Below are 22,337 nucleotides of genomic sequence, written 5' to 3'. Positions count from 1 at the left end.
GCGCGTTCACGGGGGCATTGCCCCAACAAGGAGACAAAAAATGAAGATGGCCCCTCTCACATGTCGGCGCGACACCCACCGGCGCATCACCTCGTGGTCCGTGGTGGCTGCTGCGGCGCTGCTTGCTTCCTGCGGCGGCGGTAGCGGTGGCGGCGGCAGCGCGCCACCTGCGCTGTTCCCGTCCGCCACCGGAAGCGCGCAGGCCGCATGCAACAGCTTCCTGAACCGGATCTTCGAAGGCGCCACGATCACGCAAGCGACGCTGACGCCCCAGACAGACACCGCGCCTGAGACCTGCACCGTGCGCGGCGAGTTGCCGCCGGAGCTCGCGTTTGAAGTCAAGCTGCCCAGCAGCTGGAACCAGCGTGTCCTGTTCATCGGCGGCGGCGGCTTCGACGGCGCCATCTACCCCAGCGCCTACAGCCCCGGCGTCGCGGAAAGTGGCTACGCCACCATCGCGACGAACCACGGGCACGACGCAGCCAAACACCCCAACGGTTCCTTCGCCATGGACTCTCAGTTGCTTCAGGACTACGCGGACGGTGCCGTGCCCAAGGTGCTTGCATCGGCGAAGGCCGTGCTCCGCTCGCGCTACGGCGAATCGGTCGGGCGCTCGAAGTTTGTCTACGAGGGCTGTTCGGGCGGCGGGCGCCAGGCGTTGATCCAGGCGCAACGGCATCCCGATCTGTTCGACGGCGTGATTGCGCGCGCCCCGGCCAATGCCTACACGGGCCAGTTCCTCTGGTATCAAAAAATACTCAAGCAGCTGGCCCAGCCCGAGGCGGGCCTGAGCATCCCGAAGGTCAAGACGCTCGCGAACTTCATGCAGTCCCAATGCGATGCGCTCGACGGCCTGAAGGACGGCATCATCAGCCACCCCGAGGCCTGCAAGCCCGACCTGGCCCAGCTCCGATGCACGGGCGCCGACGCCGACTCTTGCCTGACCGACGCGCAGCTGGCGTCCGCCAAGGTCCTGTATGAACCCACCGATGTGGCGGGTGGCCGCTACACATGGCCGGCCTTTCCCTATGTCGGCGGCGAGACCGCCGACGACGCGTCATGGCAGGCCATCGGAGGCACCACCTTCCAGGTTCTCGGCGGCGACTACATGAAGTTCTTTGTGGCGCAGGACCCGTCCGCAGACCCACTGAAAGTCGACCCCCTGCAGTACACGAACCGGCTCGACCACCTCGCGCGCCTGATCGATGCAGTCAACCCCGACCTGAGCGGCTTTCGGGCCCGCAACGGCAAGATGCTGCTCATGCATGGCACCACCGACTGGCTGATCACGCAGAACAACACCACGGACTACTACAGCAAGGTCGTCGCCGCAGCGGGCGGGCAGGCCGCGGCCGACCGGTTCGTCGAGTACTACGTGCTGGCAGGCAACGACCACTGCGCCGCCACACCGGACGGCGGCAAGGGCCCGGACAGCGTCGACCTCGTCACCCCGATGTTCGACTGGATCGAAACTGGCACCCGTCCCAGCGCCCGCGAGATCGTCGCCACGCGCAGCGTCGAGCCGGCCAAGGGCATGCAGCGGCCGATGTGCAGATATCCGCAGTTTCCGAAGTACAACGGTGCCGGCGATCCTGACGCAGCGTCCAGCTTCACATGCACGTCACCTGGCTAGGCGCCGTGGCGCTGCGTACGCGGATGCGTCGCCGGTGAATCCGGGTGTGCGCTTCGAATTCGGTGCGGGCCAGCAAGCCACGCTGGTCCCGCCGACGCACTAGCAGATCCGCGACCTGCGTCGCCTCACCGCAACCCCGACTGCCGATCCGCCGCCCCCACCAGCTGCACCAGCCCCGGCCCGATCGTGTCCAGCAGCTGCGACTTCTTCCAGTGAAACCCCGGCACCGCGCAGTTGAACAGCAGCCGCCGCGGTCCGTAGCGAACGCGTGCCGCGGCGCCCGCAGCAAGCACGCCAAACCCTGAATCGCCCAGGTTGATCGCGAAGCCGCGCTTGGCGTAGTTCGCGACGCTCTCGCGCACGCCTTCCATGCAGCGTGCATGCTCTTCAGGCCGCTCGCGCTTCACGCGGGCAAGGAACTCCTGGCGTTCACCCGCGGGCAATTGCGCCAGCCACGCACGGCCCATGGCGGTTTCCACGATGCCGCGCACGGCACCCACGCCGGGGCGCTTCAAGGTGCCGCCTTCGTGGGCACAGGTTTCCAGGTAGACCACGTCGAGGTCGTTGGTCACGCCGACCGAGACCGCGCCCTCGATGCGGTCGGCCAGCTGCTGCATGGCCGGGCGCAGCATGGCCAGCAGGGGCGTGTTGATGACGTAGGGGTAGCACAGCGCCACGGCGGCCGGGCCGATGAAGTAGCGGTCGAGCCGCTCGTCGTGGTCCAGGAAGCCCATGGCCAACAGGGTGCGGCACAGGCGCGAGACGGTCGGGCGCGGCAGGCCCAGCTTGGTGGCGAACTCGCTGTTGGCGTGCGCGCGCGGGTCGCTCACAAAAGTCTGCAGGATGAGCAGGCCTTTGGCCAGGGTGCCGGCAAAGTACGGGTCTTCGTCGCGTACCCGGCGCAGGTCGTCGGAGTCCTTCATGGGCTGGCGGCGATTCTGGGTGGGGCGAGGCATGGGTGTGAATCGCAGTTTCAATAATTGAAATTCAGTGCCGGTGATTGTGGACCTGCTTCCTACAGTCGCGCTCACCATGATCCGAGACACCCCCCACTTCGAGGCCCTGCGGGCCGACATCCGCGCCTTCGTTCGCGAACGCTGGCATCCGCTGGAAGAACAGGTCAGCCGCGAGAACGACATCCCGCCCGAGGTGGTCGACGAGTTGCGGCGCAAGGGCTACTTCGGCTGGAGCATTCCCGAAGCGTATGGCGGCCTGGGCCTCACGACCGAGGAGCTCGTGCTGTGCGCGATGGAGCTGTCGCAGTCGTCGGTGGCGCTGCGTGCCCGCGTGGGCACCAACACCGGCATCGGCTCCGAAGCGCTGGTGGCCGACGGCACCGAGGCGCAGAAGCAGCGCTGGCTGCCGCGCATGGCCACGGGCGAACTCACGGGCTGCCTGGCGCTCACGGAGCCCGAGGCCGGCTCGGAGGCGAGCAATGTGCGGACCACCGCGCGCCGCGAGGGCGACCACTACGTGCTCAACGGCAGCAAGCGCTTCATCACCAACGCGCCGGTGGCCGATGTGTTCACCGTCATCGCCCGCACCGAAGAAGGCTCGAAGGGCAGCAAGGGCGTGTCGGCGTTTCTGGTCGAGCGCGGCCCGGGTCTCACGACGGGCGAGCCCTACCGCATGATGGGACAGGCCGGCTCGTTCGTGTCCGACGTGCATTTCAACGAGTGCCGCGTGCATGCCGACCAGCTCATCGGTGGGCGCGAGGGCGCGGGCTTCCAGACGGTGATGAAGGTGCTCAACAAGCAGCGCCTGCACCTGGCGGCGCTGTGCACGGGCCCAGCCATCCGCATGCTGGACCTGGCCATGGCGCACACGAGCGGCCGCAACCAGTTCGGCCAGGCGGTGGCCGACTTCCAGCTGGTGCAGGCCATGATTGCCGACAGCCGCACCGACATCTACGCGGCGCGCTCGATGATCCTCGAAGCCGCGCGTGCGCGCGATCGCGGCGAAGACGTGGCGATGTCGGCCTCGATGTGCAAGTACTTCGCGTCCGAGATGTGCGGTCGCGTGGCCGACCGTGCGGTGCAGATGTTCGGCGGTTCGGGCTACGTGGCCGACTTCAGCCCCATCGAGCGCTACTACCGTGACGTGCGCCTGTTCCGTCTGTACGAGGGCACGAGCCAGATCCATCAGTTGAACATCGCCAAGCTGGCGCTGCGCGAGGCGGGCACGCGATGAACGTGCGCGTCGACCTTCCGGCACGGGTGCGCGACTTCGTCGAGCAGCACTGCATTCCGCTCGAATCGAACGCCCATGTGCACGACCCGCTGGCGCTGGACGCCGCGCTGTCGCAGCTGCGCCCGGTCGCGCGCGAGCTGGGGCTGTACCTGCCGCAGATGCCGGCGGAGGAGGGCGGGCTGGGCCTGTCGTGGGTCGAGCGCGCGGCGGTGTTCGAGGAGGCCGGGCGCAGCTACCTCGGTCCGGCCGCGTTGAACTGCGCGGCGCCCGACCAGCCCAACATGATCAGCCTGCTGCGCCGGGGCACGCCCGCGCAGCAACAGCGCTACCTGCGCCCGCTGGCCGAGGGCCGCATCCGCTCCTGCTTCGCGATGACCGAACCGGCCCCCGGCGCGGGCTCCGATCCGTCGATGCTTCGCACCACCGCGCGGCGCGAGGGTGACGGGTGGGTCATCGACGGCCACAAGTGGTTCATCACCGGCGCGGTGGGCGCGGCCTTCTGCATCGTGCTGGCGCAGACGGACGAGGGCTCCACGCAGTTCATCGTCGACATGGACAACCCGGGCCTTGCGCTGGTGCGCGCCATCAAGGCCATCGACCCGTTCGCCGTCGGCGGTCACGGCGAGCTGCGTTTCACGGCCTGCCGAGTGAGTGGCGACGCGGTGCTCGGCGAGGTGGGCTCGGGCTTCGCCGAGGCGCAGCAGCGGCTGGAGCCTGCGCGCCTGTCGCACTGCCTGCGGCTCATGGGCCGTGCGCGGCGCGCGCTCGAGATCGCGCAGGCCTACGTGTGCGAGCGCACGTCCTTCGGCGATCGGCTGGCCGATCTGCAGCAGATCCAGGCGATGGTGGCCGACTGCCACATCGACCTGCATGCCAGCCGCCTCATGAGCCTGGACTGCGCGCGCCGCATGGACGAGGGCTCGTCGGTGAAGACCGAGTCGGCGATGACGAAGGTCTTCGTGTCCGAAGCCCTGAACCGCGTGGCCGACCGCGCGGCGCAAATGTGCGGTGCACTGGGCATGTCCGAAGACGCGCCCATCGCCCTCATCGTGCGCGAGCTGCGGCCGTTCCGCATCTACGACGGCGCTTCCGAGCTGCACCGCGCCACGCTCGGCCGCCGCTTCCTCACTCACTGACACGCTGAACACACACACAGAAACTGGAGACTGACGATGACGTCCTTGACCAAGACACTTTCGCACCTGGCCGCAGGCCTTGCGCTCAGCCTGGCCGGCTCGCTGGCCGTGGCTGCTTTCCCCGACCGCCCCGTGAAGCTGGTGGTGCCTTTCCCCGCCGGCGGCAGCACCGACCTGGTGGCGCGCGAGGTGGCGCTGGAACTGGGCCATGCGCTGGGCCAGCCGGTCATCGTGGAGAACAAGCCCGGCGCCGGCAGCCTCATCGGCTCGGAGCAAGTGGCCAAGTCCGCGCCCGACGGCTACACGCTGCTCATGGCGGGCCTGACCAACATCTTCCTGCCCTACGTGCACAAGGGGCTCAACTGGAACCCGGTGGACGACTTCGTGCCCGTGGGCCTGGTGGCCGACCTGCCCAACGTGATCGCGGTCAACGCGAAGACGCCGTACCAGAAGCTGCCCGAGCTCATCGCCGCCGACAAGGCCAAGCCGGGCCAACTCGCCTTCGGCTCGGCGGGCCCGAGCACGCCGTCGCACCTGGTGTGCGAAATGATCAACCACCAGGCCGGCATCAAGATGCAGCACGTGCCCTACAAGGGGAACGCGCCGGCGGTGAACGACCTGATCGCCGGCCACATCCCGGTGATGTGCAACAACCTCGGCGGCACGCTGCCCTACATGAGCAGCGGGCAGATCCGCATCCTGGCGCAGACCGGCCGCACGCGCTCGCCTTCGGCGCCCGACGTGCCCACCTTCTCCGAGCTGGGCCTGCAGGGCTTCGACAGTGGCCTGTGGGTGGGCATCGTTGCGCCCAAGGGCACGCCCGATGCGGTGATGCGTCCGCTGCGCGCAGCGCTGGCCAAGGCCTTGCCGGCGGTGAAGGACAAGTTGGCCAAGCTGGGCGCGGCCGCGCTCGATCCGTCGCTGCCCGCCTACGGCCAACGCATCGCCGCCGATCGCAAGTTATGGGACCCCGTGCTCAAGCGCGTCGACCTGAAGGGCAACTGATGGGCCAGCCTGCCGACCACGCCCCCCTGCATGGGGTGCGCATCCTCGACATGGCGACCGTGCTCGCGGCGCCGTTCTCGGCCACGCTGTGCGGCGACATGGGCGCCGACGTCGTCAAGCTCGAACTGCCGGGCGGCGGCGATCCGCTGCGCGGGCTGACGCCGGTGCACGAAGGCCATCCGCTGTTCTGGAAGACCGCCAACCGCGGCAAGAAGGGCATCTCGCTGGACGTGCGCAAGCCCGAGGGCCGCGCGCTGTTCCTGCAGCTCATCGCCGGCTTCGATGTGCTGGTGGAAAACTTCCGCACCGGCACGCTCGACGGCTGGGGCCTGGACATCGCCACGCTGCATGCGGCCAACCCGCGCCTCATCGTGCTGCGCCTCACGGGCTTCGGCCAGACCGGCCCCTATGCGCGCCGGCCGGGCTTTGCCCGCATCTTCGAAGCGATGAGCGGCTTCACGCACCTGACCGGCGAACCCGGCGGCCCGCCGCAGCACATGAACTACCCGCTGGGCGATGTGGTGGCTGGGTTGTTCGGCGCCTTCGCCATCAGCACCGCGCTGGCCGAGCGCAACGCATTGCCGCGCGATCAGCAGCGGGGCGCCGAGATCGACTTGTCGGCCACGGAGGCGATGTCGCGCCTGCTCGATCCGCTGGCGGCCGAGCACCGCATCGGCGGCGTGGTGCGCGAGCGCACCGGCTCGCGCGCCACCTACACCGCGCCTTCCAATGTGTTCCGCGCGCTCGACGGCGTGTGGTTCACGCTGGTGGGCACGGGCGGGCCGATCTTCGCGCGCATCTGCCGCGCGATCGATCGCGAAGACCTGCTCACCGACGTTCGCTTTGCCGACAACGCCGCGCGCATCCGTCACCTCGAAGCGCTCGACCGCATCATTGCCGACTGGTGCAGCAGCCTCCCGTTCGCGGAACTGGCCGTGCGGCTGGACCGCGAAGACGTGCCCTACAGCAAGGTGTATTCGATTGCCGACCTGCAGGCCGACCCGCACATGCAGGCACGCGGCGCCTTCATCGACGTGCCCGACGAGCAGTTCGGCACGGTGCCTGCACCGGCGGCGGTGCCGCGCTTCGTGGGGCGCGAAGGCGTGCGACCGGCTGGCACCGGGCCGCGCACGGGGCAGCACAACGTCGAGGTGTATGGCGAGCTGGGCCTGGGCGAGGCGCAGCTCGAAGCACTGCGTGAAGCGCAGGTGATCTGAAGAGCGTCTGCGGTCGCGGCGACGCCCGCGACCGCGCGGCCGGATGCGGAGAACCGTTCGCATCTGCACCACGTTGGGCAGGCCTTTTGTCATGCCCGCCCCCGCGCCACCGCGGGGCGCCTGACCCCCCCAGAAAAGGGCGCTCCGCTCATGCGCGAAAGCGGCCCGATTCCTACAGTCATCCCCATGCCGAACGCTTCTTCCCACGCCGGGAAGGCCAGCGGTTTCGGCCGGTCACCGCCACCGGGGAAGCCGCATGGAACCGCTCGAAGTTCTGCCCAGAACCGCCCTGAGCCTGCTGCGCGAAGACGCCGGCATGTCGTTCATGGAGTTCGCGCTGATCGGTGCGCTGGTGATGGTCGTGGTGCTTCTGCTGCTGCTCGCCCTGCGGCGCAGCGCCTGAACACGGGGAGCCCGCCATGCAGGAATTCAACGCTGTCCTGGAACTGCTCGCGATGCTGGCGACCGACGTGCGCATGCTGGCGCTCTTCGCGCTGCTCGGCGTGGCGGCTGTCAGCGACTGGCGCTCCTACCGCATTCCCAACTGGCTGACTTTCGGTGGCGCGTTCTTCGCCCTCATCTACGGGACGATGGCGGCACGCACGCCGTCATCCGGTGCACTCGCCGCCTTCGGTGGCCTGGGCGTGGGCTTCGCCGCGATGCTGCCGTTCTATGCGCTGGGGATCATGGGTGCGGGCGACGTCAAGCTGATGGCGATGACCGGGGCCTTCCTCGGGCCCCAGCAGACGCTGATGGCCGTGCTCTTCACTTTCATTGCGGGCGGTGTCGCGGCGCTGGCCTTCGCGATCCATCGCCGCCGCCTGGTCCACATGCTCGGCAACGTCAAGACCGCGGCGCAGGGCATGTTCATTTCCAGCATCGTGGGCGTGCGGCCCGACGGGCGCCTGCAGGCGGGCCAGTCCGTGGGCAAGTTGCCCTATGGCCTGTGCATTGCGGCGGGCACGGTGGTCCAAGTGCTGGCGCACCAGCTGGGCTTTGTCTAGCTCCTACATGTTTCACCCCTGGCGGAGGTTCGTATGAAGAACATCAAGGCGATCGGGCTGATCTTTCTGGCCCTGCTGTTCGGGCTGGCGGCCGCGGTTTACGCGACCGGCTGGATCTCCCGGCAAAGCGGCATCGCGTCCAACAAGGTCGTGGTGGCCGCCGTCGACATCGACCTGGGCAGCCGCGTCAACGCGCAGATGCTGTCCACGGTCGACTGGCCCAGCGGCTCGATACCGAACGGCGCTTTCAGCGACATCAAGGCGCTGAACGACCGCGTGGTGAAGGTCGGCGTGCTGCGCGGCGAAGCGCTCATGGAGGGCAAGCTGGCGCCGGTGGGCACGCAGGGCGGGCTGTCGGCGGTGATCGCCAGCGGCAAGCGGGCCATGACGGTGCGCGTCAACGACGTCGTCGGCGTCGCCGGCTTCGCGCTGCCGGGCAACTACGTCGACGTGATGGTCAACGCCCAGCAGGACAAGGGACGCGGCGAAGACGCGCTGCAGATCAGCAAGACCGTGCTCGAGAAAGTGCTGGTGCTGGCCGTGGCCCAGGAGGCCAACCGCGACGATACCAAGCCGAAGGTCGTGAGCGCTGTGACGCTCGAGCTCTCGCTCGAAGACTCCGAGAAGCTCGACCTGGCACGCAGCGTGGGCACCCTGTCGCTGGTGCTTCGCAACCAGATGGACAAGACCACCGTGGCCACCCTGGGCATCACCAAGGGGCAGTTGTTCGGCGATAAGAAGGACATCGTGCCGGTCTCGACCGCGGCACCGGTCCGCCCGCGTATGCAGCGTGCGGCGCCCGCCGCCCAGCGGTCTTCCGAATGCGTGGAGGTGATCCAGAGCGCCTCCCGTTCGGTCACCTGTTTCTGATCGTCCGTCAGGAGGAACACCAAGTGCGCCCACTCACCACCACCACCATCGCCCGTCTGCTGGCGACCCTCGCGACAGTGGCGGCCCCCGCCATGGCCGCGGAGGTCGTGGCAACCGCCCCGGTCACGGCCGCCATGCCCGCCGCCACTGCCGCTGCCGCCGCCGCGCCCGCTGCGGCGCGACCCGCGGCCGCGGCCAGCGGCAATGCATCCGGCAGCCGGCGTTGCACCGCCATCATTCCGGACGACGAGCCGACCTATGCCGTGCTCGGCAAGTCGGTGGTCATTCCGTTGAAGGCGCGCGCGGTGCGCATCGTGGTCAGCGGCCAGCCGCAGCCCCAGAGCCAGGCGCCCGCGCCGGCGGCAGCCCCCCAGGGTGCGGCGCCCGTGGCGGCGCCACCCGCGGCCCGCACCGACGGCGTCGGCGACATCGAGGTCACGCTGCTGAGCCCGACCGACCTGTTCTTCCGCGGCCGGCAGGCCGGCTCGATGAACGTCGTGCTCCAGAGTGCCGACGGCACCTGCCACATCAAGGACGTGATCGTCACCATCGATCCCGGGGCGCTGCAGGCCAAGCTGGCCGAGCTGATGCCCGAGGAGCGCGGCATCCGCGTGCGCAGCGCCGAACGATCCATCGTGCTCACCGGCGAAGTCAGCGACGCGCTGAAGCTCGACGACGTGATGAACCTGGCCTCGGCCTACGGCGCCGAAGGCAAGAAGGTGGTGAACCTGCTGCGCGTCGGAACGTCCCAGCAGGTGATGCTCGAAGTGAAGATCGCCGAGGTCAGCAAGACCCTGCTCGACCGGCTGGGCGCACGCGTCGGCCTGGCGCGCACGGGTGGCGGGGGGGCGAACAACTACTCGCTCATCTCCAACTTCCTGAGCGCGGGCGGCGGGCTGGTCCAGGCGCTGCGCATCGGCCGCACCGCCGTGACCATCGACGGCCAGAAGGACGACGGGCTGGTGCGCGTTCTTGCAGAGCCCAACATCATGGCCATCAGCGGCCAGCAGGCCAGCTTCCTGTCGGGCGGCAAGATCTTCATTCCAGTGGCGCAAACCGGTGGCGGCACCAACGGAAGCACCATCACGCTGGAAGAGAAGGAGTTCGGCATCGGCGTGAAGTTCATGCCGACCGTGCTCAACGGCGACCGCATCAACCTCAAGATGGTGTCGGAGGTGTCGGACCTGTCGCAGACCGGCTCGCCCTTCACCACGGTCGGGGGCGTGACGTCCGTGCTGCCGTCGCTCACGGTGCGGCGTGCCGACACCACGGTGCAGCTCAACGACGGCCAGAGCTTTGTCATCGCAGGGCTCATCAAGAGCAACGCGACGGAGGCGATCAAGCGTTTCCCGGGGCTCGGCGAAGTGCCGGTGATGGGCGCGCTGTTCCGCAGCACCGAGTTCCAGAACGAGCAGACCGAGCTGATGTTCGTCATCACGCCGCGCCTGGTGCGTCCGCTGGCCCAGTCGCCGCGCGTGCCGACCGACAACCACGTCCTGCCCAGCCGCGCCGAGGTCTACCTCAACGGGGCCCTCGAAAGCAGCACCCCGGCCCCGGCCGCCCCGGCCAGCGAAACCCCGTGAGGAGCACACGCCATGTTCATCAGATCCACCACCCTTGCGCTTGCATGCCTTCTGGCGACCGGCTGCTCGAGCGTCACGCCCAACTATGACGCGCGCTTCGGCGACGCGGTGCGGGACGCCAAGAAGAAGATGACGCTGAACCCGAACGCCGGCAAGAACGGCGACCCGGTCACAGGCATGGACGGCCGCGCATCGCGCGAGGCGATGGTGCAGTACCAGGAGTCCTACAAGACGCCGCCGCCGGTGGTCAACGTCATCAACATCGGAGGCGGCATCGGTAGCCAGAGCGGCGGCTCGGGGAAATGAAAGACCGCAATCCTGCGGACCCGTTCCGCACCAACTTCCGCATGGAAAGGAGAACGCCACGACACGCATGACATTCGACCCCCTTGTTTTTTCAACCTGATTTTCTGTAGTCCATACCTTGAAAGGAAAGAGCCATGAACAAGTTTTTCCAGACCATCGGTCAATCCGCGAGCGGATTGCTGCGCGACGAAGAAGGTGCTCAGGTCGTCGAGTACGCGCTGATCATCGCGGTCGTCTCGATTGCACTGGTCGTTGCCCTGAAGGCCCTCACGGCCAACGGCGGTGGGTTCTCCACCTTCATCACGCACGTGACCAACTGCCTGAGCGGGACCAGCTGCCCCTGAGGCGCGTGTTGCGGAGGAGGCGGGCTTTTCCTCGAGGCTCGCCTCCTTCCGCAGTTCCCTATGCCTTTGCGAGACCTTCCAACACAACGAAACGGGGTCATCACCATGTTCAAGACATTGCTGGCAGACGAGGACGGCGCCCAGGTGGTCGAGTACGCCTTGATCATTGCCGTCATTTCCATTGCGCTGGTGATCGCGCTGCAACCGGGGACGATCTCGGCGAGCATCGACGCCGTGCTCACCCGCGTGGCCGATTGCCTGGCCGGGAACGGTTGCGCGTGACGCGCCGGGCATCTTCTTTTTCATCGTCCAGACCGAGGATCGATCATGAAAGCCCGCCGCTCCCCCCGCCGCCAGCGTGGCGCGATGATCATCACGGCCGCGCTGCTCCTGCTGTTCCTGCTCGGCTTCATGGGCATTGCGCTCGATTTCGGCCATTTGTTCATCGTCAGGACCGAGCTGCAGACGGCGGTCGACAGTTGCGCGCTGGCTGCGGCGCGCGAGCTCGATAAATCGAGCTCGGCGATCACGCGGGGCATGAGCGCCGGCCAGACGGCCGGCAACGCGAACCGGGTGAACATGCAGTCGGCCACCTGGGGCGGGCAAGGCCAGATCGTGGCCACTGAAATCACGTTCCGCGACGCTTCCTATGCGCCCACGAGCGTTCCCACCGCGGCCGTCTACGCGCAATGCGTGCACAGCCAGCCCAACATCAGAATGTGGCTGATGCAGGCCATCGGCGCCTTCTCGGGCGATACCGCCGGCAACCCCGCGACACGCAGCGTGGCGGCGAGCGCGGTCGCCACCCGCGCGAGCGCACAGACTGCATGCCCCATTCCGGTCGCAGCGAAGCCGAAGCCGGGCAACACGGCGCCGAACTACGGCTTTGTCGTCGGCGAATGGGTGACACTGATCATGGCGCAGAACGCTGCCACGGGCGGCCAGATCGGCTGGGCCAACCTCGACGGCAGCAACAGCGCCTCGGAAACCGAAGCCGAACTCAACGGCCGCTGTGGCGCCAAGGTGGGCGACACGATCGGCACCCCCGGCGTGCAGACCTCGGTGGCCGACACCTGGAACTATCGCTTCGGCATTTACAAGAACAGCGGCGATCCGAGCGTGGACAGGCCCGACTACACCGGCTATGCCTACACCGCGCTCAACTGGCCCGCGAAGTTCAATGCCTATGCCGGCACGCCAGGTGCTGGCGCAGATCCGACCGCCCAGAACTTCGTGACCAAGCGGGCCGCCTTTGCTTCCTGCGCCGACACCGGCACCAAGGTGAAGGGCGCGAACAGCTGCGAGTCGATCACCGGGCTGTCGCTCAACAGTTTCCAGAAGCTGGCCAATCCCGGCAACGTGGCCGGAGGCCACATGCAGTACGGCCTGGACCGCCGCTTCGTCACGGTGCCGGTCATCGACGGCGGCAACCGCGTGATCGACTACCTCTGCATGCTGATGCTGCAGCCGCTGAGCATTCCGATGACCGACACGCAGCTGGAATTCCTCAGCAACGCGGGAGCCACAGGCAGCCCCTGCACCACCGGCGGGCTGGCCGGTGGATCGGCAGGCCCGTTGGTTCCGGTCCTGGTGAGGTGAGCATCATGAAAAAGTCCCGTCGCACCCAGCATGGCACCGCACTGATCGAGCTGGCGCTCATCACGCCGCTGCTGCTGCTGCTGACCTTCATCACCACCGAGTTCGGCCGTGCGGTGTACGAGTACAACACGGTCGTCAAATCAACCCGCGACGCGGTGCGCTACCTGTCGGTGCAGACACCCAACACGCACGTCGCCGAGGCGCGCAACCTGATCGTGTACGGCAACACCGCCGGCACCGGAACACCGCTGGCACGCGGGCTGAGCCTTTCGAACGTGCCCGCCGGCAGCTGCTGCACCTGGCAGGCGGCAGGGGCCAACCCGATCATCACCACGGTCACGGTGCGCGTCAGCAGCTACGCCTTTCATTCGCTGTTCCCTTCGGTGATGGGTGTCGCTTTCGCCGGTGCGAACGGCAACATCGTCTTCAGCGACATCACCGCCACCATGAGGGCTCCGTCATGAGACACCACGTCAACGGCGCGACCACCGTCGAATTCGCCCTGGGCCTGCTCATCTTCCTGATGCTCGTTCTGGGCATCGTCGATTTCTCGCGCATGCTGTTCATGTGGAATGCGGCCCAGGAGGCCACGCGCGCGGGAGCCCGGTATGCGGTGGTGTGCGACGACACCGCCTACCAGGCCCAGGTGCTCGCCCGGATGCAGGTGCTGCTGCCGCAGATCAACACGGTGTCGGTGACGTGGGCGCCTTCGGGCTGCACGGCTGCCACGTGCCAGGGTGTCACCGTCAGCATCACCGGCCTGAACTACCAGTGGATTTCTCCCATCGTCGGCGCCGCGGCGCCGCTGATCCCCATGCCCGGGTTCTCCACGTACCTGCCGCGCGAGGTCATGCGCAGGGATCCGAACAGCGCGGCCATCTGTTCCTAGCAACACACCGGACACGACCATGAAGATCGCCATCGTTTCCCCCAATCCGAACCACCTGCAGGACATGCGCAAGGTGCTGGAGCCGCGCGGCCATGCCGTGTCGCTCTTCGAAGGCGGCAAGAGCCGCATGCAGGCGGTCGTAGAAAAGGTCGCGCCCGACCTGCTGCTGGTCGACGGCATGTGCTGCGATCCGCAGGAACTCTCGCTGGTGGAGGCGCTGACCTTGCGGCATCCGGCGGTGGCGGTGGTGCTGCTGTGCGCGATGCAGACGCCCGAGTTCCTGATCCACGCGATGCGCGCGGGCGTGCGCGAGGTGCTGCCGTCGCCCGCCGACACCGCCGCGCTCGAGGCCGCCGTCGGCCGCATCGCGCTCAAGATGTCCGGTTCGCAGGCGCGCAGTCCCGGGCGGGTGGTGGCGTTCATGCCCTGCAAGGGCGGCAGCGGTGCGACCTTTCTTGCGACCAACATCGCCTACCAGCTGTCGCGCGAGCGCTCGGTGCTGCTGATCGACCTGAACCTGCAGTTCGGCGACGCGCTGTCGTATGTGAGCGACCTGCGCCCGACCTCGACGATGGCCGACGTGGCGCGCGACATCGGGCGCCTCGATGCCTCGCTGCTGGCGGCGAGCGTGGTGCGCGTGTCGCCGAGCTTCAGCATCCTGCCCGCGCCCGAGGACCTAGCGCGCGCGATGGACGTCAAGGCCGAGCACATCGATGCCATCCTGCAGGTGGCACTCGGGCAGTACGACTTCGTGATCTTCGACCTCGGCCCGCGCATCGACACGCTCACGCTGCGCGTGCTCGATCGCGCGGAGCACATCTTTCCCGTGCTGCAGACCAGCCTGCCGCACATCCGCAACGTGACGCGCCTGATGCAGGTGTTCAAGTCGCTCGGCTACGCCCCCGGCAAGGTCGAACTGCTGGTGAACCGCAGCACCGGCGGCGGCGAGATCGGGCTGTCGGACATGCGCCGGTCGCTGCCCGGCGCAACGTTCACGGCGGTGCCGGACGGCGGCAAGGACGTGGACGCGTCCATCAACCGCGGCGTGCCGCTGGCGGAGATGTCGCGCGGCAGCGCGCTCGCCAAGCGCCTCGACGAGATCGCCCACACGCTCAGTCCGCGCCCGGAAGCGGCGCACGGCTTCATGGGGCGGCTGTTCCGCCGTGCATGAGACAGGGCGACGCAGCGGATTCCCATCCATACCCAGGCGGAGGTGCCAACCATGTCATTCAGGGACCAACTCAATGCAATCGACGGCGATGCCGGCGCGCGGCCGGCGGGGCCGGTCGTCGAGCTGACCGCGTCGCCTTTCGCCTCGGACACCTACAAGCTGCTGAAGGAGCGCATGCACCTGAAGCTGCTGGAGCGCTTCGACCTGGCGGCGCTCGAAACCCTCCAGCCCGACGCCTTGCGGCAGGAAATCTCGACCATGGTCGGGCGGCTTCTGCAGGAAGAACCCGAGGCGCTCAACGACATCGAGCGGCGCACGCTGATCCGCGACATCCAGCACGAGATGCTGGGCTTCGGGCCGATCGAGCTGCTGATGGCCGACCCGACGGTGTCGGACATCCTGGTCAACTCGCCGGACCAGATCTACGTGGAGCGCCGAGGGCGGCTGGAGCTGACCAACGTGAGCTTCACCGACGAGAAGCACCTGCTGCGCATCATCGACAAGATCGTCTCGCTGGTGGGGCGTCGCATCGACGAGTCCAGCCCCATGGTCGATGCGCGGTTGCCCGACGGCTCGCGGGTCAATGCCGTCATTGCGCCGGTGGCGCTCGACGGTCCGATGATGTCGATCCGTCGCTTCGCGAAGATTCCGCTGCGCATGGCCAACCTGGTGGGCGATCTCAAATCGCTCACGCCGCCGATGGCGCAGATGCTCGAAGGCCTGGCGCAGGCCAAGGTCAACATGCTGATCTCGGGCGGCACCGGGGCAGGGAAGACCACGCTGCTGAACATTCTCTCGGGCTTCATTCCGGAGACCGAACGCATCATCACCATCGAGGATGCGGCGGAACTCCAGCTGCAGCAGCCGCACGTGGCGCGCATGGAAACGCGGCCGATGAACATCGAGGGCAAGGGCGAGATCACGCAGCGGGCGCTGGTGCGCAACGCGCTGCGCATGCGGCCCGACCGCATCGTCATTGGCGAAGTGCGCGGCGCCGAGGCGGTCGACATGCTGCAGGCGATGAACACCGGCCATGAAGGCTCGCTCACCACCATCCACGCCAACACGCCGCGCGATGCGCTGGCGCGGCTGGAAAACATGATCGGCATGGCGAACCTGAACCTGCCGCACCGCACCGTGCGCCAGCAGATCGCCTCGGCGATCACGGTGGTGGTGCAGGTGCTGCGGCTGGTCGACGGGCGGCGCAAGGTCACCAGCATCCAGGAGATCACGGGCATGGAAGGCGAGATCGTCACCATGCAGGAGATCTTCACTTACCACCAGACGGGCATGGGCCCCGACGGCCAGGTGCGCGGCCATTTCCACGCGACCGGTGTCCGGCCGAAGTTCATGGAGCGGCTGCACGCGTACGGCGTGGATCTGCCCGACAGCATCTTCGATCCTGAAAAGCACTACGAATAGGAGCTCGCCATGTTCGACAAGCTGGGAGGTGACACGCTGATCACGGTCACGGTGCTGGTCTTCGTGACCGCGCTGCTCATGATCGAAGGGTTCTACCTGCTGTGGCGGTCCTACAAGGGGCCCGACGCGCGCAAGATCGAGAAGCGGCTGCAGGCGATGTCCGCCGCGGTCGACCGCACGCCGCAGGCGCATCTCGCCAAGGAGCGCATGCTCAGCGACGTGCCCTGGATGCAGCGCCAGTTGCTGGCGTTGCCGCGGGCGCACCGTCTGGACCGTTTCATCCTTCAAGCGGGGCTGGACTGGACGGTGTCCAGCTTTCTGCTGGCCTGCGGTGTGCTGGGCGTGTTCGCGTTCTGCGCCGTGTGGCTGGCGCGCCAGCCCGTGGCAATGGCGCTTTTGGCCGGGGCCGTGGCGGCGGCGCTTCCTGTCCTGTACCTGCAGCATCAGCGCAGCCACCGGCTGGAGCGCCTCGAAAAGCAGCTGCCGGACGCGCTGGATCTCGTGACGCGCGCCCTGCGCGCGGGCCACTCCTTTGCCAGCGGCGTGCAGATGATCGGCGAGGAAATGCCAGAGCCGATCGCCAGCGAGTTCCGCCTGGTGGCCGACGAGGTGAATTTCGGCGTCTCGCTGCAGCAGGCGCTGACCAACCTCAGCGAGCGCGTGCCGCTCACCGACCTGCGCTACTTCGTGGTGTCGGTGCTGATTCAGCGCGATTCGGGCGGTAACCTCACCGAGGTGCTGGGCAACCTGAGCCGGCTCATCCGCGCGCGCTTCAAGTTGCTCGCGCGGGTGCGGGTGCTGTCGTCCGAAGGGCGGCTGTCGGCCTGGATCCTGGGCGTCATGCCGTTCGCCCTGGCGGCGCTCATGAACATCTTCAACCCTGAGTTCATGTCGCCGCTGTGGACCGATCCGATCGGCCAGACGGTGTTGCGCTACATGCTGGTGCTGATGCTCATAGGCATCCTGCTCCTGCGCAAGATCGTGAAGATTCGCGTCTGAAGGAGAAGTGCCATGGCCATGCTGTTTCCCATCCTGGTTTTTCTGTCCGTGTCGCTGGCGGTCATCGGCCTGGCGGTGTGGCTGTCCCCGACGCGCACCGCGCAGCGGCTGCAGGCGGTGGCGCCGTCGTCCGGCAAGTCGGCCTGGACCGAGACGGCCGTCAAGCTCGTCGGCCCGTTCGCGCAGCTGTCGTCCCCGACCGGCGACGCCGACCTGTCGCCGCTGCGCGTGCGCTTCCTGAACGCCGGCATCCGCCATCCGGATGCGTACCTCGTCTACTTCGGCCTGAAGACACTGCTGCCGCTGGGCCTCGCGGCTGTCGCATTCCTCATGCTGCGCGCGACGGGGTCGGAGGGCGGCATGACGATGCTGCTGTGGCTCGCGCTGGCCGCGCTGGCCGGTTGCTACCTGCCCAACCTGCTGCTGCGCCTGCGCATTCGCGCGCGGCGCCGCGAGATCTTCGAGAACTTTCCCGACGCCGCCGACCTCATGCTGGTGTGCGTGGAGGCGGGGCTCGGGCTGGACGCGGGGCTTGCCAAGGTCACCGAGGAAATCCAGATCAAGAGCCAGGCGCTCGCGCAGGAGCTGCACTGGACCAACCTGGAAATGCGTGCGGGCGGCACGCGCGAGAAGTCGCTGCGCAACCTGGCGCTGCGCACGGGCGTGGAAGAAATCAGCACCTTCGCGACCATGCTGACCCAGGCGGACCGCTTCGGCACCAGCATCGGGGAGTCGCTGCGCGTGTTCTCGGACGACCTGCGCCACAAGCGCCAGGTGCGCGCCGAGGAGCTGGCCGCCAAGGTGCCGACCAAGATGCTGTTGCCGCTGGTGCTGTGCATCTTTCCGTGCATCTCGCTCGTGATCCTCACGCCGGCGGCAATCCGGGTGATCCGGATGATCGTGCCGATGTTGAACGGGCAGCTGTGAGGGAGGGGCGCGCATGCCACGCGCCGTTGCAGCGATTCAGTGCGTCAGCGTGTCGAGCTGGTGCTTGATCGCGTAGATGTACAGCTCGAGCCGGTTCGTGACGCCCAGCTTCTGGTAGATCGCGCACAGGTGGTTGCGCAGCGTGTGCTCAGTGACGAAGGCGCGCTCGGCGAGCGCCTTGTTGGAGGCGCCGCAGCCGGTCACGACGATGCGGATGATCTCGCGTTCCTTGTGCGTCAGCGCGGCCTGCCGCGCCGCTTCGGGGTCGGCCTTCGGCGGCTTCTTCGCCGACGTGAGTTCGGAGAAGACGCGGCCCATGGTCTGCGCGTCGACGCAGAGTTCGCCGCGGGACACGCGCTCGATGGCGTCGAGCAGCTGCTGCGCCGAGGCGTCCTTGCCCACTACGCCACGCGCGCCGCGCAGCACGGCCAGGTCGAGCGTGCGCTGCTCTTTCTCCGCCGTCAGCACCATCACGCGCGACACCTCGTTGGTCAGCAGCCGGGGCAGGATGTCCAGCGCGCTGTGGCCGTCCAGGTCCAGGTCGAGCACGATGACATCGGGCGCGAGGCTTTGCGCCGTGGCCACCGCTTCGTCGCAACAGCTGGCCGTGCCGACCACCTTCATGCGCGGCTGTTCGCCGTCGATCAGCTTGGACAGGCCCCACAGCATGGTCTTGTGATCGTCCACGAGCAGGACGGCAATAGGGTGGTCAAGGTGGTCGAGGGTTTGCATGACGGATTTCTCCTGTGTCTGCGGCGCGGTCAGATCGGGATTTCGATCCGCACCGCCGTGCCGCCATTCGCGCATCGGTCGACATGCGCCTGGCCCCCCAGGGCCGCGGCGCGCTCGGTGAGGGAGCGGGGGTGGAAGGGGGTGAAGCTTTCCTGGCAGGCTTCGTTCTCGATGCACAACGCCAGCTGGCCGTTCTTGCAGTCGATGCGCACGCTGCCGCGGCGCGCATGGGTGTGCTTGCAGATGTTGTTCAGCCCCTCGCTCACCATCTGCAGCAGCTCCGCGGTCACGCGGTCGTCCAGGTGCAGCGGGGCGTCGATGGCCATCACGATGTCGATGTCGATGCCGTACAGGCCCTTGATCCGCGCGGCCTGGCGTTCCAGGTGGGGCCGCACGAGTCCGCCGGGATCGTTGGTGCGGTGCCTGACTTCGCCGGCGTAGCGGCGCAGGTCGGCGATCACGCCGTCGGCCACGTCCGCGAGCTTGTCGAGGTCTTCGCGCAGCGGGTTGTCGGCGGTGGCCCGCTTGCGCAGTGCGCACAGGCCCATGCGCAGGCCGATGTAGGGCTGGATGGCCGTGTCGTGCAGGTCGAGCGCGATCTTCAGGCGCTCCGTCGACGCGGCTTCCGAGGCCATGCGGTCGAGCACCTCGATGGTCTCGATGATCGGGAAGATCTGCTCCATGAGGTGCGCGAGGAACAACGCGTCGGACTTGCCGAGCCGTCCGTCGCGCGACGAGATGAACACCCGGCCTTCGCCCAGGCGCATCGGCAGCGGCGCGCTGATGAACGCGCGGGCCTCCAGCATGGCGGCGACGGTGGCGCAGCGCTGCGCGCCTTTTTCGTTGGCGCTGCGCCAGGCGGTCGCACCTGCTGCGAAGACATGGTGCTGCGCGCGCAGGTGGTTCAGGGGCCAGGGCAGGCGGTTGCTCAGCACGATGCTGTCGGACGCCAGGGCCATGAGCGGCGATTCCGCGAGGCGGCCGATGGTCTCGATGCTCACCTGCTCGCAGGTGTCGTCCTCGCGCAGCGTGCGCAGGGTCCAGGTGCCGGTGGCGCGGTCGCGCGTGAGCAGGATGCAGTGGCTGGCCTTGAAGAAGGCCAGCGTCTTTTCCATCGTGCGGGCGATGGTGCGCCCGGCGCCGAAGCGCGGGTTCGACAGCTGGCTCACGTCGCCAAGCAATGCGAGGCGCCGTTGCAGCGCCAGCTTGGAGCCGCCCCAGTACACGATCATGTGCCCCAGTGCCAGCAGGAAGGCGGTGCGCATCAGCAGTTGCGGCGTGTCGTCCGAGCACGTGACCAGCACGCAGGCAACGAACGAGGCCACCGAGGCAACCGTCACGCGGGCGCCTTCCTCGAAGCCCCAGCGGAACGAGGAGGTGAGGATCGCGAAGAAGTAGAAGAGGAAGAACAGGCTGTGGGTGCCGTCGGTCACCGACATGATCAGCGTGAACCACAGCACGTCGGACCAATGGATCGCCTTGCCCTGGAAGTAGGGCCGTCCCACCGCCGTGCAGACGTGGATCAGCAGGCTGTGAAGGATGTAGCCGAAGAAGGCCAGCCAGACCGCTGCGGGAACCTCGTTGTGGCTATCGGCGGCGTCGACCGTGATCGCCAGCAGGGCCGAAATCGACAGCACGAGCCGCATGCGTCCCACCATGAGTGCATCCGCCGCCAGGCTGGCGTCGATGCTGGGGGCGGAGCCGCGAACTCGCATGGGGATGCATCCTGTGCATGAACCATGTCAGGCACCGCGAGAGATCGCAGTGGAGACGACGAAGCCCGGCTGTGACAGTTTGGGATACATTTTTCTTACCTGAGACCACAACGTGTGACGAGTTCACATTACTACTTTGGTGTTCAGAAGCAATTGAAATCGCATTCCATTAACACTTGGTAACTATATTTGCATTGGATTTCATGTGCAGGGGCTTCTGCACGGGGTCGCGTGCAAACCCATGGCGATGGCGCGGTACCTCGCAAGGCCGTCCGCCTCCCTTCGCGAAGGCGGTGCCGTTGGGTACCCCGGTCGTGCTTTTTCAGCCCCGTGTCCTGCGCGAGTTCAGGGCAGGAACAGCAGCATCCCGTAGACCGCAAACAGCAGCAGGTGCATGAGTCCCTGGATCGGCGACGTGCGCTGCCCGTTGAAGCTCAGCATCGTCAGCACGGCCGTCACCGCGAACAGCAGGGTTTCGGCGCCCGAGATGCCCATGAGCACCTGCTTGCCCGTGACCAACCCGATGACCAGCACGGCCGGCACCGTGAGCCCCACGGTGGAGACGAAGGCGCCCAGGCACAGGTTGATGGCGCGCTGCATCTCGTTGTTCATCGCGGCGCGCACGGCGGTGATCGACTCGGGCGTGAACACGATGATGGCGATGAGCACGCCGCCCACCGCGGCAGGCGCGCCGGCCGCGGCAATGCCGTAGTCGGTGACCACCGCGAGGTAGTGCGCGAGCAGCACGATGGGCAGGATCATCGCGAGCAACAGCAGCGAGCGCACGACCACGGCGCGCTTGTCCAGGCCGCCGTGCGCCGACTGTGCCGCGGGGGAGGGCGCGGTCGCCCGGACCGAGAAATGCCCCGGCGCCGGCTGGATGAAGAAGCGCTGGTGGCTGCGCATCTGCATCCAGAGAAAGGCGCCGTACAGCACGGCGGTGAGCACCGACATGCCGATGGCCTGCACCGGTGTGAACTCGCCCGCGCCCGTCGTGTGGTTGGGCAGCACCAGCGCCGTGCCGGTCAGCAGCACGATCATCGACACGTAGGCCGTGGTGCCCTGCGCGTTGTATTCCTGGTCGCCGTGGCGGGCCGAACCGGCAATGAGGCAGATGCCGATGACGAGGTTCAGGATGATCATCATCACGGCGAAGATCGAGTCGCGCCCGATGGTCGGAAACTCCCCGGGCCCGAGCAGCACCGACGCGATGAGGATCACCTCGATCGATACGATCGACAGCGTGAGGATCAGCGTGCCGTAGGGCTCGCCCAGCTGGTGCGCCAGATGGTCCGCCTCGCGCACCACGCCGAACGACGCGGCCAGGATGGTGACGAACAGCGCCAGAAAAACGCAGCCGGCCACCACGGGGTTGATCGGCGCGGCCAGCCAGCGGTCGCCAAAGGCAACGAAGAGCCCGACCACGAGCCAGGCGGCGGCGATCAGGGCCCAGGTGGCGGGCGGCGCGAGGCGCTGCGGCGCGCCGTGGGGAGTGCGAGGAGAAGGGGGCGAGGACAGGTCGGCCATGAAGGACTTCGTGAGAAGTGAAGGGCCGTCCCTTGCAAGGTGGTGGTGTGCGGGGCCGAGGTCGTCCT

The 22,337-nt window shown here is 67.6% G+C and carries 23 protein-coding genes; 19 read left to right on the top strand and 4 right to left on the bottom strand.

Going from position 1 to position 22,337, the window contains the following annotated elements:
- Nucleotides 1–40: 40 nt before the first annotated feature.
- A complete protein-coding gene (locus tag CLU95_RS03545) occupies nucleotides 41–1,633 on the top strand; it encodes a DUF6351 family protein (RefSeq protein ID WP_099790490.1) in 1,593 nt (530 codons plus the stop codon).
- 125 nt (nucleotides 1,634–1,758) lie between these two features.
- Here the strand turns inward: CLU95_RS03545 and CLU95_RS03540 are convergent, their stop codons facing one another.
- Nucleotides 1,759–2,589, bottom strand: a complete 831-nt coding sequence (locus tag CLU95_RS03540; RefSeq protein ID WP_099790488.1) for an IclR family transcriptional regulator — start codon at nucleotides 2,587–2,589, stop codon at nucleotides 1,759–1,761.
- Between the two features lie 76 nt (nucleotides 2,590–2,665).
- On the opposite strand from CLU95_RS03540, the gene CLU95_RS03535 reads away from it, so the two are divergent.
- The 18 genes from CLU95_RS03535 (at nucleotide 2,666) to CLU95_RS03455 (ending at nucleotide 18,295) form a co-directional block, all read left to right on the top strand.
- Entirely contained in the window at nucleotides 2,666–3,823 is a 1,158-nt protein-coding gene (locus CLU95_RS03535) for an acyl-CoA dehydrogenase family protein (protein WP_099797096.1), read from the top strand.
- Nucleotides 3,820–4,959, top strand: coding sequence for an acyl-CoA dehydrogenase family protein (locus CLU95_RS03530; RefSeq protein WP_099790486.1), 1,140 nt, complete (start codon nucleotides 3,820–3,822; stop codon nucleotides 4,957–4,959). Before CLU95_RS03535 ends, CLU95_RS03530 begins: the two co-directional genes overlap by 4 nt.
- Before the next feature lie 36 nt (nucleotides 4,960–4,995).
- Complete coding sequence (locus tag CLU95_RS03525) at nucleotides 4,996–5,964, top strand: Bug family tripartite tricarboxylate transporter substrate binding protein (RefSeq protein ID WP_099790484.1); 969 nt, start codon at nucleotides 4,996–4,998, stop codon at nucleotides 5,962–5,964.
- Entirely contained in the window at nucleotides 5,964–7,181 is a 1,218-nt protein-coding gene (locus tag CLU95_RS03520) for a CaiB/BaiF CoA transferase family protein (RefSeq protein ID WP_099790482.1), read from the top strand. The genes CLU95_RS03525 and CLU95_RS03520 overlap by 1 nt, the downstream gene beginning before the upstream one ends.
- Nucleotides 7,182–7,437: 256 nt before the next feature.
- Nucleotides 7,438–7,584 (top strand): hypothetical protein, encoded by a 147-nt coding sequence (locus CLU95_RS30830; RefSeq protein ID WP_180288527.1) that lies wholly within the window; start codon nucleotides 7,438–7,440, stop codon nucleotides 7,582–7,584.
- A gap of 16 nt (nucleotides 7,585–7,600) precedes the next feature.
- The gene (locus CLU95_RS03515) at nucleotides 7,601–8,185 is read left to right on the top strand and encodes an A24 family peptidase (RefSeq protein ID WP_099790480.1); all 585 of its coding nucleotides are present in this window, start codon (nucleotides 7,601–7,603) and stop codon (nucleotides 8,183–8,185) included.
- A gap of 33 nt (nucleotides 8,186–8,218) precedes the next feature.
- Nucleotides 8,219–9,055, top strand: coding sequence for a Flp pilus assembly protein CpaB (cpaB, locus tag CLU95_RS03510; RefSeq protein WP_099790478.1), 837 nt, complete (start codon nucleotides 8,219–8,221; stop codon nucleotides 9,053–9,055).
- 92 nt (nucleotides 9,056–9,147) lie between these two features.
- A complete protein-coding gene (locus CLU95_RS03505; RefSeq protein WP_373670004.1) occupies nucleotides 9,148–10,638 on the top strand; it encodes a type II and III secretion system protein family protein in 1,491 nt (496 codons plus the stop codon).
- 12 nt (nucleotides 10,639–10,650) lie between these two features.
- Entirely contained in the window at nucleotides 10,651–10,944 is a 294-nt protein-coding gene (locus tag CLU95_RS03500) for a hypothetical protein (RefSeq protein WP_099790474.1), read from the top strand.
- A 134-nt stretch (nucleotides 10,945–11,078) separates the two neighbouring features.
- Complete coding sequence (locus tag CLU95_RS03495) at nucleotides 11,079–11,288, top strand: Flp family type IVb pilin (protein ID WP_099790473.1); 210 nt, start codon at nucleotides 11,079–11,081, stop codon at nucleotides 11,286–11,288.
- A gap of 105 nt (nucleotides 11,289–11,393) precedes the next feature.
- A complete protein-coding gene (locus tag CLU95_RS03490; RefSeq protein WP_099790471.1) occupies nucleotides 11,394–11,570 on the top strand; it encodes a Flp family type IVb pilin in 177 nt (58 codons plus the stop codon).
- Nucleotides 11,571–11,615: 45 nt separating this feature from the next.
- Nucleotides 11,616–12,887, top strand: a complete 1,272-nt coding sequence (locus tag CLU95_RS03485) for a pilus assembly protein TadG-related protein (protein ID WP_099790469.1) — start codon at nucleotides 11,616–11,618, stop codon at nucleotides 12,885–12,887.
- Between the two features lie 5 nt (nucleotides 12,888–12,892).
- Entirely contained in the window at nucleotides 12,893–13,351 is a 459-nt protein-coding gene (locus CLU95_RS03480) for a TadE/TadG family type IV pilus assembly protein (RefSeq protein ID WP_099797095.1), read from the top strand.
- A complete protein-coding gene (locus tag CLU95_RS03475) occupies nucleotides 13,348–13,776 on the top strand; it encodes a TadE/TadG family type IV pilus assembly protein (protein WP_099790467.1) in 429 nt (142 codons plus the stop codon). The genes CLU95_RS03480 and CLU95_RS03475 overlap by 4 nt, the downstream gene beginning before the upstream one ends.
- Before the next feature lie 19 nt (nucleotides 13,777–13,795).
- Nucleotides 13,796–14,947: an AAA family ATPase gene (locus CLU95_RS03470; protein ID WP_099790465.1), complete on the top strand. Its 1,152-nt coding sequence runs from the start codon at nucleotides 13,796–13,798 to the stop codon at nucleotides 14,945–14,947.
- Between the two features lie 51 nt (nucleotides 14,948–14,998).
- Complete coding sequence (locus tag CLU95_RS03465) at nucleotides 14,999–16,369, top strand: CpaF family protein (RefSeq protein WP_099790463.1); 1,371 nt, start codon at nucleotides 14,999–15,001, stop codon at nucleotides 16,367–16,369.
- Between the two features lie 9 nt (nucleotides 16,370–16,378).
- Complete coding sequence (locus CLU95_RS03460; protein ID WP_099790461.1) at nucleotides 16,379–17,368, top strand: type II secretion system F family protein; 990 nt, start codon at nucleotides 16,379–16,381, stop codon at nucleotides 17,366–17,368.
- A gap of 12 nt (nucleotides 17,369–17,380) precedes the next feature.
- Nucleotides 17,381–18,295, top strand: coding sequence for a type II secretion system F family protein (locus tag CLU95_RS03455; protein ID WP_099790459.1), 915 nt, complete (start codon nucleotides 17,381–17,383; stop codon nucleotides 18,293–18,295).
- Between the two features lie 36 nt (nucleotides 18,296–18,331).
- Here CLU95_RS03455 and CLU95_RS03450 read toward each other — a convergent pair whose 3' ends face one another.
- The 3 genes from CLU95_RS03450 to CLU95_RS03440 form a co-directional block, all read right to left on the bottom strand.
- On the bottom strand, nucleotides 18,332–19,027 hold the full coding sequence (locus tag CLU95_RS03450) for a response regulator (RefSeq protein ID WP_099790458.1): 696 nt from the start codon (nucleotides 19,025–19,027) through the stop codon (nucleotides 18,332–18,334).
- Between the two features lie 29 nt (nucleotides 19,028–19,056).
- Nucleotides 19,057–20,742, bottom strand: a complete 1,686-nt coding sequence (locus CLU95_RS03445; RefSeq protein WP_099790456.1) for a sensor histidine kinase — start codon at nucleotides 20,740–20,742, stop codon at nucleotides 19,057–19,059.
- 345 nt (nucleotides 20,743–21,087) lie between these two features.
- Nucleotides 21,088–22,269: a calcium:proton antiporter gene (locus CLU95_RS03440; protein WP_099790455.1), complete on the bottom strand. Its 1,182-nt coding sequence runs from the start codon at nucleotides 22,267–22,269 to the stop codon at nucleotides 21,088–21,090.
- Between the last annotated feature and the right edge of the window lie 68 nt (nucleotides 22,270–22,337).

It is taken from the genome of Variovorax sp. 54 (assembly GCF_002754375.1).
Classification (GTDB): Bacteria; Pseudomonadota; Gammaproteobacteria; order Burkholderiales; family Burkholderiaceae_C; genus Variovorax.
Note: the sequence above shows the minus strand (reverse complement) of the source record. Positions and strands in the feature narration are given on the sequence as shown.

Bases quoted from the DNA above. Each gene is read 5' to 3' on its own strand.
- CLU95_RS03480 (WP_099797095.1), top strand. From the start codon at position 12,893: ATGAAAAAGTCCCGTCGCACCCAGCATGGCACCGCACTGATCGAGCTG.
- CLU95_RS03530 (WP_099790486.1), top strand. From the start codon at position 3,820: ATGAACGTGCGCGTCGACCTTCCGGCACGGGTGCGCGACTTCGTCGAG.
- CLU95_RS03520 (WP_099790482.1), top strand. From the start codon at position 5,964: ATGGGCCAGCCTGCCGACCACGCCCCCCTGCATGGGGTGCGCATCCTC.
- CLU95_RS03525 (WP_099790484.1), top strand. From the start codon at position 4,996: ATGACGTCCTTGACCAAGACACTTTCGCACCTGGCCGCAGGCCTTGCG.
- CLU95_RS03545 (WP_099790490.1), top strand. From the start codon at position 41: ATGAAGATGGCCCCTCTCACATGTCGGCGCGACACCCACCGGCGCATC.
- cpaB (WP_099790478.1), top strand. From the start codon at position 8,219: ATGAAGAACATCAAGGCGATCGGGCTGATCTTTCTGGCCCTGCTGTTC.
- CLU95_RS03460 (WP_099790461.1), top strand. From the start codon at position 16,379: ATGTTCGACAAGCTGGGAGGTGACACGCTGATCACGGTCACGGTGCTG.
- CLU95_RS03540 (WP_099790488.1), bottom strand. From the start codon at position 2,589: ATGCCTCGCCCCACCCAGAATCGCCGCCAGCCCATGAAGGACTCCGAC.
- CLU95_RS03490 (WP_099790471.1), top strand. From the start codon at position 11,394: ATGTTCAAGACATTGCTGGCAGACGAGGACGGCGCCCAGGTGGTCGAG.
- CLU95_RS03475 (WP_099790467.1), top strand. From the start codon at position 13,348: ATGAGACACCACGTCAACGGCGCGACCACCGTCGAATTCGCCCTGGGC.
- CLU95_RS03535 (WP_099797096.1), top strand. From the start codon at position 2,666: ATGATCCGAGACACCCCCCACTTCGAGGCCCTGCGGGCCGACATCCGC.
- CLU95_RS03470 (WP_099790465.1), top strand. From the start codon at position 13,796: ATGAAGATCGCCATCGTTTCCCCCAATCCGAACCACCTGCAGGACATG.
- CLU95_RS03515 (WP_099790480.1), top strand. From the start codon at position 7,601: ATGCAGGAATTCAACGCTGTCCTGGAACTGCTCGCGATGCTGGCGACC.
- CLU95_RS03485 (WP_099790469.1), top strand. From the start codon at position 11,616: ATGAAAGCCCGCCGCTCCCCCCGCCGCCAGCGTGGCGCGATGATCATC.
- CLU95_RS03455 (WP_099790459.1), top strand. From the start codon at position 17,381: ATGGCCATGCTGTTTCCCATCCTGGTTTTTCTGTCCGTGTCGCTGGCG.
- CLU95_RS03465 (WP_099790463.1), top strand. From the start codon at position 14,999: ATGTCATTCAGGGACCAACTCAATGCAATCGACGGCGATGCCGGCGCG.
- CLU95_RS03445 (WP_099790456.1), bottom strand. From the start codon at position 20,742: ATGCGAGTTCGCGGCTCCGCCCCCAGCATCGACGCCAGCCTGGCGGCG.
- CLU95_RS03505 (WP_373670004.1), top strand. From the start codon at position 9,148: ATGGCCGCGGAGGTCGTGGCAACCGCCCCGGTCACGGCCGCCATGCCC.
- CLU95_RS03440 (WP_099790455.1), bottom strand. From the start codon at position 22,269: ATGGCCGACCTGTCCTCGCCCCCTTCTCCTCGCACTCCCCACGGCGCG.
- CLU95_RS30830 (WP_180288527.1), top strand. From the start codon at position 7,438: ATGGAACCGCTCGAAGTTCTGCCCAGAACCGCCCTGAGCCTGCTGCGC.
- CLU95_RS03500 (WP_099790474.1), top strand. From the start codon at position 10,651: ATGTTCATCAGATCCACCACCCTTGCGCTTGCATGCCTTCTGGCGACC.
- CLU95_RS03450 (WP_099790458.1), bottom strand. From the start codon at position 19,027: ATGCAAACCCTCGACCACCTTGACCACCCTATTGCCGTCCTGCTCGTG.
- CLU95_RS03495 (WP_099790473.1), top strand. From the start codon at position 11,079: ATGAACAAGTTTTTCCAGACCATCGGTCAATCCGCGAGCGGATTGCTG.